This is a genomic window from Candidatus Competibacteraceae bacterium, from assembly GCA_016699715.1.
GTDB lineage: Bacteria > Pseudomonadota > Gammaproteobacteria > Competibacterales > Competibacteraceae > Competibacter.
This window is the reverse complement of the sequence record CP065007.1, coordinates 1,617,506-1,631,460: the sequence shown is the minus strand read 5'-3', so window position 1 is coordinate 1,631,460 and position 13,955 is coordinate 1,617,506. Positions and strand designations below refer to the sequence as shown.

The window sequence follows — 13,955 nt, the reverse complement described above, 5'->3', positions numbered from 1 at the left end:
GTATGTACTCATGCGCCCTATCCGATGAAGCCCTGAGCCGTTTGCTGGCCGAAGACGTCCCGTTTGGCGATCTGACCACCGAATCGCTAGCTTTGCGAGGACGACCGGGTCGTCTGGAGTTTCATGCCCGTGGCGCGATGACCGTCTGTGGTGTTGAAGAGGCCGTGCGTCTGTTCGCGCTGACTGGAGCCAGTGCCCGTCTGGTAATTCCCTCGGGCGCCGCGGTAGAGAGCGATGCCTTGCTGCTGAGCGCGGAAGGGCCGGCGGACGCCCTACACCGGGCGTGGAAGACCGCGCAGACCTTGATGGAATGGGCTAGCGGTATCGCCAGCGGCGCGGCGGCTCTGGTGCGGGCCGCCACGCCGGTTCCCGTCGCTTGCACCCGCAAGAACACGCCGGGGACCAAGGCGCTGTCGATCAAGGCGATCCAGGCCGGCGGCGCGATCGCGCATCGGCTCGGCCTGTCGGAAACCCTGCTGGTGTTTGCCGAGCATCGCCTGTTTCTCGACGAGCCGCCCAGCGCGACCGTTGCCCGATTGCGAAATCGTCAACCGGAAAAGAAGATCGTGGTGGAGGTCGTCTCGACGGACGAGGCGTTGACCTGGGCGCGCGCGGGAGCCGATGTTTTGCAACTGGAGAAGTTCACGCCCGCTGGGTTAAGCGCCTGTCGAACACGGCTGGAAACCGATGGATTACATCCGGTACTGGTCGCCGCCGGCGGAGTACGCGTGGAGAACGCCGCCGATTATGTCGCTTCCGGAGCGGCGATGATCGCGACCTCCGCGCCTTATCACGCCGCGCCGCGCGATGTGCGGGTGCAATTCTTCAAGGCGGCATAGGGCGATTCTCCGGATGCGGGCGAGGAGAATCAGCGACTGACATCGACCCGGTACTTGCGGTGCCGATGCCGCGCCAAGTCGGCGCAATCCCGTGCCGAAGCCGGAAGCCGGTTTGGAATGCCTCATGCGGTATTTCTCCAGGCAGGGTCTACCCTTACGGAAGGCGGGAGCCAAGCAGGATCGATACGATCCTGGCTCACCGCCTGGAGAAGACGGCAATGCCCAAGCACGTTGCCGCAACCACCAATTGTCAGGAGGTGCTCCCATGTTATATGCCAGTCCCGGCCAATCCGGCTCCAAGATTACTTTCAAACCCCGCTACCAAAACTTCATCGGCGGCCAATGGGTCGCGCCCGTGAAGGGCGAATATTTCGAAAATATCAGTCCGGTCACCGGCCAGGCGTTTTGCGAGATCCCCCGGTCCAGTGCCGAGGATATTGAGCTGGCGCTGGACGCCGCCCATGCCGCCGCCGACGCTTGGGGCCGCACCGCCGTCGCGGAACGGGCCAACCGGATCAACCGCATCGCCGATCGCATGGAAGCCCATCTGGAGATGCTGGCAGTGGCGGAAACCTGGGATAACGGCAAGTCGGTGCGGGAAACCCTGGCCGCCGACCTGCCGCTGGCCATCGACCACTTCCGCTATTTCGCCGGTTGCATTCGCGCCCAGGAAGGCACCCTGTCGGAAATCGACGACGACACCGTCGCCTATCACTTCCACGAACCGCTGGGCGTGGTCGGCCAGATCATCCCCTGGAATTTCCCGATCCTGATGGCGGTCTGGAAACTGGCGCCAGCCTTGGCCGCCGGCAACTGCGTGGTGCTGAAACCCGCCGAACAGACGCCCGTGTCGATTCTGGTGCTGATGGAACTGATTCAGGATCTACTGCCGCCCGGCGTCCTCAACGTGGTCAACGGCTTCGGCCTGGAAGCCGGCAAACCCCTGGCCAGCAACAAGCGTATCGCCAAGATCGCTTTTACCGGCGAGACCACCACCGGGCGACTGATCATGCAGTACGCCTCGCAGAATCTGATTCCGGTCACACTGGAACTGGGCGGCAAATCGCCCAACGTTTTCTTCGCCGATGTGTGCGCCCAGGACGACGAGTTCTTCGACAAGTCCCTGGAAGGTTTCACCATGTTCGCCCTGAATCAGGGCGAAGTCTGCACCTGTCCCTCGCGGGCGCTGATTCAGGAATCCGGCTATGACCGCTTCATGGAGCGGGCGATCCAGCGAGTGAAAGCGGTCAAGCAAGGCCATCCGCTCGATACCGACACCATGATCGGTGCCCAGGCCTCTTCCGAGCAGTTGGAGAAAATCCTCAGCTACCTGGACGTCGGCCGCCAGGAAGGCGCGGAGTGTCTGACCGGCGGGCAGCGGGTCGAACTGGGTGGGGAACTGCGCAACGGCTACTACGTGCAGCCGACCGTGTTTCTGGGGCAGAACCGGATGCGGTTGTTCCAGGAGGAAATCTTCGGGCCGGTGCTGGCGGTGACCCCCTTCAAGGACGCGGCGGACGCGCTGGCCATCGCCAACGACACGCTGTACGGGCTGGGCGCCGGGGTGTGGAGCCGCGATATGAATATCGCCTACCGGATGGGACGCGGCATCAAGGCCGGGCGGGTGTGGACCAACTGCTATCACCTCTATCCGGCGCACGCCGCGTTCGGGGGCTACAAGCAATCCGGGATCGGGCGGGAAAACCACCGGATGATGCTGGACCACTATCAGCAGACCAAGAACCTCCTGGTCAGCTACAACCCCAAGGCCATGGGGTTCTTCTAAAATCAAACCGTGGCGCCGATATCCTTCGCTCTCGACACATCACGCCGGCGGATTGGCAAAATCAATTCGCCGCCAGCGCGACCATCTCGGCGGGCTGACAACGCTCGGTCCGCCCTATATTGGCCACCTTGCTCGGGGTGAAGGAGGGATCAGTGGCAAGCGTTTCCCGCGTACTGGCGACCGAAGCCGCCTTGGATTTGATCGCCCGGCTCAAGGCCAAGCATGGCCCGCTGATGTTTCACCAATCCGGCGGCTGCTGTGACGGCAGCGCGCCGATGTGCTACCCGGAAGGCGAACTGCTGGTCGGCGATGGCGATGTGCGCTTGGGCGAGATCGGCGATTGCCCGTTCTACATGAGCGCCGCCCAGTTTGAGTATTGGAAACATACCCAGTTGATTATCGATGTCGTGCCCGGACGGGGCGGTATGTTTTCGCTGGAAGGACCGGAAGGATTGCGCTTTTTGACCCGTTCGCGCCTGTTCAGCGACGAGGAGCAGGCGACGCTGGAGGAAGAGCCGGCCCGCCGCTCACAGGCCTGACTTGCCTTTCCATGATCGAAGAGATGAATGATGACCCTATTGCTGTTGATCATCCTGTTCGCGCTCGGCGCGATCTTCGTGCCGCGTCTGATCCCGGAAACCCGGACCACCCGCGGCGGCAAGACGCTGTCGCTGGACTGGCTCAGAAGCGGCACGCGCTTCGCCCTGTCGCTCGCGGCGGTGTTCATGATTCTGATGACCTCGTTCGTGATCATCGATCAGGACAAGGTCGGTCATCTGAAACTGATCTACGGGCTCAAGCAATTGCCGCCCGGCCACATCATCGCCATGGATGGCGAATCCGGTCCCCAAGCGGAGATTCTTGGTCCCGGCTTCCATTTCAAACCGCTGCTGAACCTGCTGTACGAAGTCGAGCAGTCGTCGGTGACGATGATCCCGGACGGCCGTTACGGCTATCTGGTTGCTCGTGACGGCCTGCCGCTGCGGGCGGATCAGTTTCTGGCCGATGCCTGGCCCGACGAACAGAAAATGCTCGACGCTCACTATTTTCTGAGCGAGGGTCGGGGTCAGAAGGGGCCGCAACTGACGGTGTTGAAGCCGGGCCGCTACCGGCTGAATCAATACCTGTTTGATGTCTACGTCAAGGAAGATCTGTTTCGAGCCACTTCGATTCCCGCCGGTTTCGTGGCGGTGATCAAGTCGAACGTGCAGCAGAAGCCGGATGACGCTTGCCGGCCGGTGCGCGATGAGCGTACCGCCAAGCAGTCGATTCCGCTGGTGCCCAAGGGGTGCCGCGGGGTCTGGAACGAGCCGTTGCTTCCCGGCACCTATTACCTCAACCGGCGCGCTTACGAGGTTGCATTGGTGGATACCCGCATCCAGACCTGGCAGTACCAGGGCGGGTACGCCCGGCGGCGGATCAACCTGACCCTGAATCAGAACGGGCAGATCGAGCAGACCGCCGAGCGGGAGGAGATCGTGACGCCGCGGAGCGCCGCCGACAACGCGGTGTTGTTGCGGGTCGAGGGCTGGGAGATCCCGCAGGATCTGCGGGTACTGGCCCAGGTCACGCCGGAGGACGCGCCGTTCGTGGTGGCGTCGGTGGGCGATTTGCAGGCGGTCGAGGACAAGATCATCACCCCGACCGTGCGCAGTATCGTGCGCAACGTCACCGGGTCCACGGCGCCGGTCGCGGACGGTCAGGATGGCGACCATCTGCAAAGCGTGCGCCGGGTGCTGGATTTGCAGGATAAGCGGCCGCGGTTGGAACAGGCGGTGCTGGATGCGCTGATTCCCGAGGCGCGCAACGCCGGGGTGTCGATCCGCGAGGTGCGCTTCGGCGATCCGGTGATCCCGCCCGAACTGCTGCTGGCCCGCAAGCGCGAGCAACTGGCCCAGCAGATGATTACGACCTTCCAGAAGGAACAGCAGGCACAGGAAGAGCGGATCAAGACCGAAAAGGCCCGCGCCACCGCCGAACAGCAGCCGGAACTGGTACGGGCGGAAATTCAGGTCGAGGTGGCTCGGCAGGATCGCACGGCGGCGCAGTTGCGCGGCGAGGGCGAGAAACTGCGCTTGCGGGAAATCGCCACTGGCCAGCAGGTCCAGGCCGAGGTGTTGGGCCGGGAGCTAACCTACCAGTTGGCGATGGTCAAGGAGGTGCTGGCGTTCATTGCGGCCAACCCCGACGCGGTCAAGGTGCCGAGCGTGCTGGTGGAGGGTGGCGAATCCGGTGCTTCGCTGCCGGCGGCGGCGGCCATCTTCGGCTTTCTCGGTAACAGCACGGTGGCACGGGGTCTGGGCCAGGCCGCCGCCGCGCAACCCACCGCGCCGGCCAAGGCCAGAGAGCCTTGAGAAGTCAACTGACCCGCCGCTTCAAGCCGGCGGCGGGCGCAGGAACTGCTCCAGCGCCGCCAGGAATATCCCCTTGCGGATGGGCTTGGTGAGATGGGCGGTGCAGCCGGCGTCCAGGCTGCGCTGCTCGTCTTCCTTCAGGGCATTGGCGGTTAGCGCGACGATGGGAACCGGCGAGCGTTGCTGTTCGCGCTCCCATTCGCGGATCAGCCGGGTTGCGGTGTACCCATCCATGACCGGCATTTGCACGTCCATGAATACCAGATCGTAGGTGTTCCGCTTGAACAGATCGAGCGCCAGCGCCCCGTTTTCCGTAACCTCCAGCCGGTGCGGTGTCTGTTTAAGGTAGGCCCGGATCAGCATGGTGTTTTCGCGCGAATCCTCGGCCATGAGAATGGATAGACCGTCCTGCTTCGAAAGATCGTGGGGATGCTGGCTGGGAGGGGCTCGGCTCAGCGGATCGGCGCGCCGTTCGCCGCGGATGTAGGCCAACAGGTAGTCGACCGCCACCCACAGCTCCCGGCGCTTGAGTGGCTTCGTCATGCAGACGATGCGGCCATCGCTGGCGTCCGCCAGTTCCCGGCAGCGCGGCTCGCCGGAGCTGAGCAGGATCACTGGCAGCGACCGGTAAGCCGCTTCCTTGGCCAGGTTGTTCAGCACAAAATCCAGCCCATCCAGCCCGCGCGGGCCGGATATCCGGGAATCCAGCGCCAGCAATTGGCAGGGTTGGCCGCGGTTGCGCTGGCCCTGCAACACGGCCAGCGCAACGCCGGCGCTGTCGGCCTGCTCGACCCGCGCCCCGGCCAGGGCCAGCGGTTCCGCCACGATCCTGCGGTTGAGCTCTACGTCGTCCACAACCAGCATCTGCCAGCCGTCGATGGCCGGGTAGGTGGGCCGTGCCAGTGCGTCAGTCGGCGGCGGCGTCAGCCCCAATCGAATCGTGAAATGAAAGGTGCTTCCATGGTCGGGTTGGCTTTCCAGCGCAAGCTGACCACCCATCAGCTCGACCAGCCGCCGACTGATGGTGAGGCCCAGACCGGTACCGCCGTATTTACGAGTGATTGCCCCATCGGCCTGGGTGAAGGCCTTGAAAATCTGCTGTTGTTTGTCGAACGGGATGCCGATGCCGGTATCGGTCACGGCAAAGCGGAGGTAGCCGGAAGCCGGGCGGTCGGGGTCGGTGTCGATCGCGATGACGACTTGGCCGCGCTCGGTGAACTTGATGGCGTTGCCGGCCAGATTGGTCAGCACCTGCTGCAGCCGGTGGGCATCGCCTTCGACCGTGACGGGCACATCCGGGCCGAGATACAGGATCAGTTCCAGCCCCTTTTGTTGCGCGCGCAACGCCAGCAGGTCGATTTGTTTGTTCAGCAGCGCTTCCAGATCGAAACTCTCATGGTTCAGCATCAGCTTGTCGGCTTCGATCTTCGACAGGTCGAGGATGTCCTCAATCAGGATGATCAGGTTTTCTCCGGCGTTTTTGAAGACTTCGACGTAATTACGCTGTTCCTTGCTCAGCTTGGTTTCGGCCAGCAGATCGGCCATGCCGATGATCGCGTTCAGCGGAGTGCGGATCTCGTGGCTCATGTTGGCCAGGAATTCGCTTTTGGCGCGGTTGGCGGTGTCGGCGGCCTCCTTGGCATTCTTGAGCTCCCCGGTGCGCGCCTCGACCAGTTTTTCCAGGTTGTTGTGGTAGGCGGCCAGCCGGGCATTGTTTTGTTCGATGGTGTCCAGCATCTGGTTGATGGCGAAACCGAGTTGAGCGACCTCGTCGGTGTGGCCGGAAACGAAGCGTGAACCCATCTGCCCGGACTGGACCTGGCGGGCTACCTCCGAGAGTTCCCGGATCGGCCAGACGATTCTGCGCGCCATCGAGTGCAACAGGATGCCGAAAAAGCCGATGATGACCGCCGTGAACACCAGCAGGGAGCGCTGGATGTGGACCCGGATGTTCTGGCTGGCCTGGAATTCCTGGTGGTAGGTGCTGATGGCCTGGGCGGAGATCTCGGAGAGCAGCAGCGTCAGGCTGCGGGTCAGCTCGTCGAACTTGCGGCTGAGGTTGCGAAGTTCGTTTTCCAGGTCGAAATCCCGGCGCAGCAGCTCCTGGTAACGGGTGGTGTAGGAGCCAAAGCGGCTGTCCTCGCGCAGGGAGGATCCCTCGATGTTGCGCAGCAACGAGTCGAACGCGATGATCAGACCGCGGTATTTGACTTCCGAGCGGACGAAGAAATAGCTTTCCTGGAAGCGATTGACGTTGAACAGCGGTTTATAAAGGGGGCTGGCGTTTGGAATGAAGAAGATGGTCGAGGACAGCACCTGATAGTTGGAGTCGAAATTGGTCTTGTTCAGCCGTTGCTGAGTCTTGAGTTGGGTCAATTGGCTGAACAGGTTTTCGTACTTCGCCAGCAGCGTGGTGATTTCGTCGATCTTGGGTGGGTCCAGCACGCTGGAAATCCGTGGGTCCATCTGCCGAATGTTGGCTTTCGCCTGGTTCAGCAGCGCCGCGAAGCGCTGTTCGGCGTCGGGACGGTCTTGCGACAGCGCCGCCTGTTCCCAAAAGCGGATTTCCCAGAACTGCCGTTCCAGGTTGCGGGTTTCCCGGTCGGTCAGCATGGCCTGTTCGCCGCGGGTGGCGCTGGAGGAAAGCTGCTCCAGGAAGAACCCCACGCCGGCGTAGCCGATACCGAGCAGTACCAGCAGCAGGCCAGCCATCAGGTAAAAGCGGTTTCTTACGGTGCCGAACATGATGCTATCGCCGCGGGTGGGTTGGTGGATCGGGCCGCGCGCCCTGGCTGGGATCGGGCGCGCGGTTTGCTCGAAGCGCGCCGGACGGCGCTATTCGCCGCGCTCGATCAAGTCGAGTTCGACCAGTATCAAGGGGGGCACGGTTTCCTGCCGCAGCGCCTTGATCGCCGCGCCCATCGCCAGATTGCCCATCCGCTCCGGTTTCTGCGCGACGGTGGCGTCGATTCGGCCCTCGCGCAGAGCGCGCAATGCTTCCGGGATGGCGTCGAACCCGACCAGCAGCGGGCGTCGGGCGGGATCGGCGGCTTGCAGCGCGTCCAGCACGCCCAGGATCATGCTGTCGTTGTGGGCGAAGACGGCGTCGAAGGTCTGTTGCCGGGCCAATAGCCGTGCCATGGTTTGGCGGGCCTCGTCGCGGTTGAAATGGGCCACTTCGCGCGCCGTCACCTTGAGCTTGGCATGTTGGGCGATGAGGTCGTTGAAACCCTTGCCGCGTTCGTAGCTGACCGAGGTGCCGGGGATGCCCTCGAATTCGGCGAGGGTTCCGCCGCGTTCCAGTTGGCGGGCGACGTACTCGCCCGCCAGGCGGCCTCCGGCCATATTGTCGGACGTGATATGGGAGATCACCTTGCCGCCGTCTTCCTTGCGGTCGACCGTAATAACCGGGATGTGGGCGTGGTTGGCGATTTCGATTCCGGGCTGCACCGCCTGCGAGTTGGTGGGGTTGATCAGGATGAAGTCCATTTTCTTGTCCACGAAATCCTGGATGGCCAGCAATTGCTGGCCATCGTCGTTGTGGGCGTCGGCGTACCGCAGTTCGACGCCGTGCAGTTTGGCCTGGGCGCGGGCACCCGCGAGCAGGGTGGCGAAAAACGGGTTGCTCAGATCCGAGAGCGACAGCGCGATCCGCTTACCGAAACTTTCGTAAGTGATCAGGTCCAGCGGCACTTCCTGGTGGGTCGGAATCTGCTTGCCTTGCAGCGCCCGCAGCGCCAGAGCCACGCCGTGGCGACCCATCAGTTCGGGGTGCTGTTCGATGGTGGCGTGCATCCGGCCATTGCGCAGTTCGTTGTGAGCGGCCTCGATGTTGTCGTAGCCACCGACCAGCACCTTGCCGCTCAGGTCGCGCGAGTTCAGGGCTTGCAGCACCCCGAGCGCCATCTGGTCGTTGGCGCAGAAGACGGCGTCGACGGCGCCCTGTTTTTCCAGCAGGCCGGACATGTGGGCGAAAGCGTCCTCCGTATGCCAGTTGGCGCTGACCGAATTCACGATCTCGATGCCGCCGCCCGCGGTGATGGCCCGCCGGAAGCCGGCCTTGCGCAATTCGCCGTTCTGAGCACCGCTGATGCCCTCGATGATGATGACGCGGCCCTTGCCGTGCAGCTTGCGACGGAAGTAGTCACCCACCAGCGCCGCGCCCTTGGCGTTGTCGGAGCCGACGAAGGGGATGGTGATGCCGTATTGAGCCTGGGCATGCTGGTCCAACGGGTTGTCGATATTGATGACCACGATACCCTGATCGATGGCTTGCTTGAGCGGTGGGACCAGTTTGCGCGAATCCGCCGGCGCGATGACGATGGCGCCGTAGCCACGGGAAGTCAGATTGTTGATCAGGCTAATCTGATGTTCGATGTCCGTTTCCATCTCGGTGCCGAACACTTCCAGGGTGACGTCGTTCTCGCGGGCGTATTCCTTGGCGCCGGCTTCCATCTTGGAAAAGAACGGGTTGGACAGCGCCTTCATGACCAGAGCGATTTTGTTCTTGTTGCTGTCGGTTTGCGCGTGTCCCGGAGACGGCGGCGTCCATGCGATCAGGCAGAGCAGCATCAGGGGCAGCAGACGGTGCGGCGAGTTGTTCATGGGCTGTGTTCCGTGTCGCCCGGCGGACAGGGTAGGGCGGCTGATGAGCGTGAAGGATCAAGGAGGAATGATAAAGAATTCGGAAGTAATAATGGCTCGAATCCCGCGATTGTTTGAATATTTGTTGAGATGACCGAATGTGGCTAAGCTGAAGTCATGACGAATTTTCTCGGTGAATTCGAATGCAAGCTCGATTCCAAGGCGCGGATCGCGTTGCCGGCCGCGCTGCGAAAGCAGTTGCCGCCCGAGGCCGAGGGGCGGTTGGTGGTCAACCGCGGTTTTGAGCAGCACCTGGTGTTGTACCCGCTACCGGAGTGGCGGCGAGTGACCGCCGAACTCGAGCGCCTCAACCTGTACGTCAAGAAGCATCGCGAATTCGTCCGCTATTTCCATCGCGGCGCGACCGAACTGGAACTGGATGGCAGCGGCCGGCTGTTGTTGCCCCGACGGTTGCTGGACTATGCCGGTATCCGCGATGCGGCGATCCTGCTGGCCTACGCCCATCGGATCGAGTGCTGGGACCCGACCCTGTACGATAATCTGCTGTCGAACGAGCCAGCCGATTTTGCCGGTTTGGCCGAGGAGATCATGGGCGCGGCGAACCGTCCGGAGCCGGACGGGGAGCGGATTCCCGCTTTCCGGGATTTTCCGCCGGCGCCGCCCAATTCGCGCCATTGATCCGCGGCGCTACCCCGCATGCCCTGACGCGGATGTTTCCTCGGTGGGCGGTATGGGCCGCAATCGGCGCCAGACCCCTTTTTCCAACTCCACCAGCAGGAAGACCGCCAGGCCAGCCAGGGTGACGATGCCCCAGTCGGCGACGCTGATCGGCGCGGTGCCCAGCAGCCGTTGCACCGGCGGGAAATAGGTGAACGCCAGTTGCAGCACCAGCAGGATGCCGACGGTGAACAGCACCGGACGGCTGCCCAGCAGGCCCTGGCGCGAAAGCGAGGAATCGAAAATGAAGCGGCTGTTGAACAGATAACAGATTTCGCCCATCACCAGCGCGTTGACCGCCACGGTGCGCGCCGCCTCGTGCGAGACGCCCTGCGCGGTCTGCCACAGAAACAGGCTCAGTGGGGCGATCACCAAGAGCACCGACACCAGGGCGATCCGCCACAGCATGAAGCCGTTCACCAGCGGCTCGTCGGGGTCGCGTGGCCGCCGCCGCATCACGTTCGCCTCGGCCGGCTCGAAGGCCAGCGACAGCGACAGCGTGACCGCCGTCACCATGTTCACCCACAGCACCTGGACCGGCGTGAGCGGCAGCGCCGTGCCCAACAGAATGGCGGCGATGATGACCAGCGCCTCGGCGCCGTTGGTCGGCAGGGTGAACAGCAGCGCCTTGCGCAGATTGTCGTAGACCGTGCGGCCTTCCTCCACCGCGTGGGTGATGGAAGCGAAATTGTCGTCGGCCAGCACCATCTCGGCCGCTTCCTTGGCCGCTTCGGTGCCCTTCATTCCCATCGCCACCCCGACGTCGGCGCGCTTGAGCGCCGGGGCATCGTTGACACCGTCGCCGGTCATCGCCACCACCTGGTGGTTGTCCTGCAGGGCCGCGACCAGCCGCAGCTTGTGCTCGGGGCTGGCGCGGGCGTACACATCGGTGTCCAGGACCACTGACCGCAGCGCCGCCTCGTCCATGGTTTCCAGCTCCGGTCCGGCCAGCACCCGCCGGTTGTCGCCGATGCCAAGCTGGGCGGCGATGGCTTGCGCCGTGGCGCCGTGGTCGCCGGTGATCATCTTGACCCGAATGCCGGCCTGCTGGGTGAGCCGCACCGCCTGGATCGCTTCCTCGCGCGGCGGGTCGCTGATGCCGAGCAGGCCGAGCAGGGTCAATCCGGCTTCGACGTCGGCGAAGGTCAGTTCGTGCTGGGTTTTGGGCACCGGCCGGCGGGCGACCGCCAGCACCCGCTGGCCCTGTGCCGCCAGGGCCTCGATGTGTTCGTGCCAGTACGCCGGGCGCAAGGGTTGCGGGTGGTCGGGATGCTGTTCGTCCGCGCACATCGCCAGTACCCGTTCCGGCGCGCCCTTGACGTGGATCACATGCGCGCCGTGATGATCGTGGTGCAGGGTGGCCATGAAGCGGTGCTCGGACTCGAAGGGAATGCTGTCCAGACGGCGGAACCGGGCCTGCTCGGCCATCGGGTCGAGGCCGGATTTCAGCGCCAGGGCCAGCAGCGCGCCTTCGGTGGGATCGCCGTCCATGCGCCATTCGCCCTCGCGCTCGCGCAGACTGGCGTCGTTGCACAGGCGCACGGCGCGGGCGATGACCCGCAAGTCGGCGGTGTCTTCCGGCATGATCGGTTCGCCCCTGACGCTGAACCCGCCGGTCGGCGCGTAACCGACACCACTGACTTCGAAAATCCGGTCGGCGGTGACGACCCGTTGCACGGCCATTTCGTTGCGGGTGAGGGTGCCGGTTTTGTCCGAACAGATCACGGTCACCGAGCCCAGCGTTTCCACCGCCGGCAGCCGGCGGATGATGGCGTTGCGCGCCGCCATGCGCTGGACGCCGATGGCCAGGATGATGGTCATGATCGCCGGCAGCCCTTCGGGAATCGCCGCCACCGCCAGCGCCACCGCCGCCATGAACATGTCGTCCATGGACTGGCCGCGCCAGAGTACGCCGGCGGCAAAGGTGGCGCTGGCCACCACCAGGATGGCCAGGCTCAGCCAGCGGCCGAACTGGGCCACCTGCCGCAGCAGGGGCGTGGCGATTTCCTCGACCTGCTCCAGCAGAATGCTGATTCGGCCGATCTCGGTCTGTTCGCCGGTCGCCACCACCACGCCCAGCCCCTGACCGTAACTGACCAGGGTGCCGGAATACGCCATGCCGGCGCGGTCACCGAGCGCCGCCGCGGCTGGGACGGGGGCTGTGGTTTTATGCACCGCCTCGGCCTCGCCGGTCAGCACCGCCTCCTGAATCCGCAGATTTCTGGCCTCGACCAGCCGCAGATCGGCGGGCACCTTATCACCCGATTGCAGCAGCACCCAGTCGCCGGGCACCAATTCCTCGGCGGGGATTTCCCGACGCTGCTCGTCGCGCAAGACCATGGCGTGCAGCGACAGCATGTTGCGGATGGCGGCCATGGCCGATTCGGCCTTGCCTTCCTGTACGAAGCCAACGATGGCGTTGATGAGCACCACGCCCAGGATCACGGCGGTGTCGATGCCGTGGTCCAGCGCGCCGGTGATCGCGGCTGAAACCAGCAGCAGGTAAATCAATACGTTGTGGAATTGCAGCAGGAAGCGCGCCAGCGGCCCGCGCCGCTGGGGAGGGCGCAGCCGGTTGGGGCCGTGAATGTCCAGTCGTCGGGCAGCTTCCTCTTCGCTCAAGCCACCGGGTACGGTGTCCAGTTCGCGCGGAACCTGATCGAGGGAGAGCGTGTGCCAGAGGGGGGATTGCGGGGAAGAGGGCGTGTTCATGGTCCTATGTCACAATATTTTAAGGGTCTTTGGATATTATACTGACGGCGAATGCACGCCTTTACCTGGCTGGGAGGGTGGTTTGCCGCCCCGGTTCGGCCAGCGGTTTGGCGGAGCACCGCAAGGCGGGTGATGGCTCACGCCTTGGTATAGCCATTTTATATGGCTTCATTAGCGATAATTAATTTTAGTAAATAATCGAATTCCAATATTCTAATCCCGTGCATTCCCCTGGGGGTTTGCGACATTGATTCCGCTAACCGAGGAACATCCCATGGAAACCATGACTCCCGTGAAAGAGACTGTTGGTCTGCCCCGTTTGAATGAGCGTGCCCCCGAGTTCGAGGCGCCCACCACCCACGGTGTTCGAAAACTAGCCGACTACCAGGGTAAATGGCTGGTGCTGTTTTCCCATCCGGCCGACTTTACCCCGGTGTGCACCACCGAATTCATGGCCTTCGCCAAGGCCCAGGATTCGTTTGCCCAACTGAATTGCGAGTTGCTGGGCCTGTCCATCGACAGCCACTACTCGCATGTGGCCTGGATGCGTAACATTCAGGAGAAGTTCGGCGTCGAAATCAAGTTCCCGATCATCGCCGACCTGTCGATGGCCGTGGCCCGGGCCTATGGCATGATTCATCCGGGCGCGGCCGATACTTCCGCCGTGCGCGCCACCTTCATCATCGACCCCAACGGCATCCTGCGTGCCATGGTTTATTATCCGATGAGCAACGGCCGCTCCATCGCCGAGTTCCTGCGTCTGGTCCAGGCGTTGCAGACCTCCGATGCCAATAAGGTTGCCACCCCCGAGGGCTGGCAGCCAGGCGACAAAGTTATCGTACCGCCGCCGGCCACCGCCGAGGAAGCTCAGGCGCGGGTCAGTCAGGGTGAGTACGAATGCACTGACTGGTATTTCTGCAAGAAGTCGCTGTAAGCCGGGAC

Annotated in this window: 9 protein-coding genes; 6 read left to right on the top strand and 3 right to left on the bottom strand. The window is 63.4% G+C overall.

What is annotated here, in order from left to right; all coding sequences use genetic code 11:
* Positions 1–2 precede the first annotated feature (2 nt).
* The 4 genes from modD to IPM89_07255 all read left to right on the top strand — a co-directional run bounded on the left by modD (position 3) and on the right by IPM89_07255 (position 4,979).
* Positions 3–839, top strand: coding sequence for a ModD protein (gene modD, locus IPM89_07270; protein ID QQS55572.1), 837 nt, complete (start codon positions 3–5; stop codon positions 837–839).
* A gap of 265 nt (positions 840–1,104) precedes the next feature.
* Entirely contained in the window at positions 1,105–2,625 is a 1,521-nt protein-coding gene (locus IPM89_07265; GenBank protein QQS55571.1) for an aldehyde dehydrogenase family protein, read from the top strand.
* Between the two features lie 152 nt (positions 2,626–2,777).
* Positions 2,778–3,164 carry a DUF779 domain-containing protein gene (locus IPM89_07260; protein QQS55570.1) on the top strand — a complete coding sequence of 129 codons (387 nt, stop codon included), beginning with the start codon at positions 2,778–2,780 and terminating at the stop codon, positions 3,162–3,164.
* A 27-nt stretch (positions 3,165–3,191) separates the two neighbouring features.
* Positions 3,192–4,979, top strand: coding sequence for a hypothetical protein (locus IPM89_07255; GenBank protein ID QQS55569.1), 1,788 nt, complete (start codon positions 3,192–3,194; stop codon positions 4,977–4,979).
* Between the two features lie 21 nt (positions 4,980–5,000).
* Here IPM89_07255 and IPM89_07250 read toward each other — a convergent pair whose 3' ends face one another.
* Both IPM89_07250 and IPM89_07245 read right to left on the bottom strand, forming a co-directional pair.
* On the bottom strand, positions 5,001–7,724 hold the full coding sequence (locus IPM89_07250) for a response regulator (protein ID QQS55568.1): 2,724 nt from the start codon (positions 7,722–7,724) through the stop codon (positions 5,001–5,003).
* Positions 7,725–7,814: 90 nt separating this feature from the next.
* A complete protein-coding gene (locus IPM89_07245) occupies positions 7,815–9,584 on the bottom strand; it encodes a substrate-binding domain-containing protein (GenBank protein ID QQS55567.1) in 1,770 nt (589 codons plus the stop codon).
* Between the two features lie 156 nt (positions 9,585–9,740).
* On the opposite strand from IPM89_07245, the gene mraZ reads away from it, so the two are divergent.
* Positions 9,741–10,262, top strand: a complete 522-nt coding sequence (mraZ, locus tag IPM89_07240; protein ID QQS55566.1) for a division/cell wall cluster transcriptional repressor MraZ — start codon at positions 9,741–9,743, stop codon at positions 10,260–10,262.
* A gap of 9 nt (positions 10,263–10,271) precedes the next feature.
* Here the strand turns inward: mraZ and IPM89_07235 are convergent, their stop codons facing one another.
* Positions 10,272–13,013: a cation-transporting P-type ATPase gene (locus IPM89_07235; protein ID QQS55565.1), complete on the bottom strand. Its 2,742-nt coding sequence runs from the start codon at positions 13,011–13,013 to the stop codon at positions 10,272–10,274.
* A gap of 283 nt (positions 13,014–13,296) precedes the next feature.
* Between IPM89_07235 and IPM89_07230 the strand changes: the two genes are divergently transcribed.
* On the top strand, positions 13,297–13,947 hold the full coding sequence (locus tag IPM89_07230; GenBank protein QQS55829.1) for a peroxiredoxin: 651 nt from the start codon (positions 13,297–13,299) through the stop codon (positions 13,945–13,947).
* Positions 13,948–13,955 lie beyond the last annotated feature (8 nt).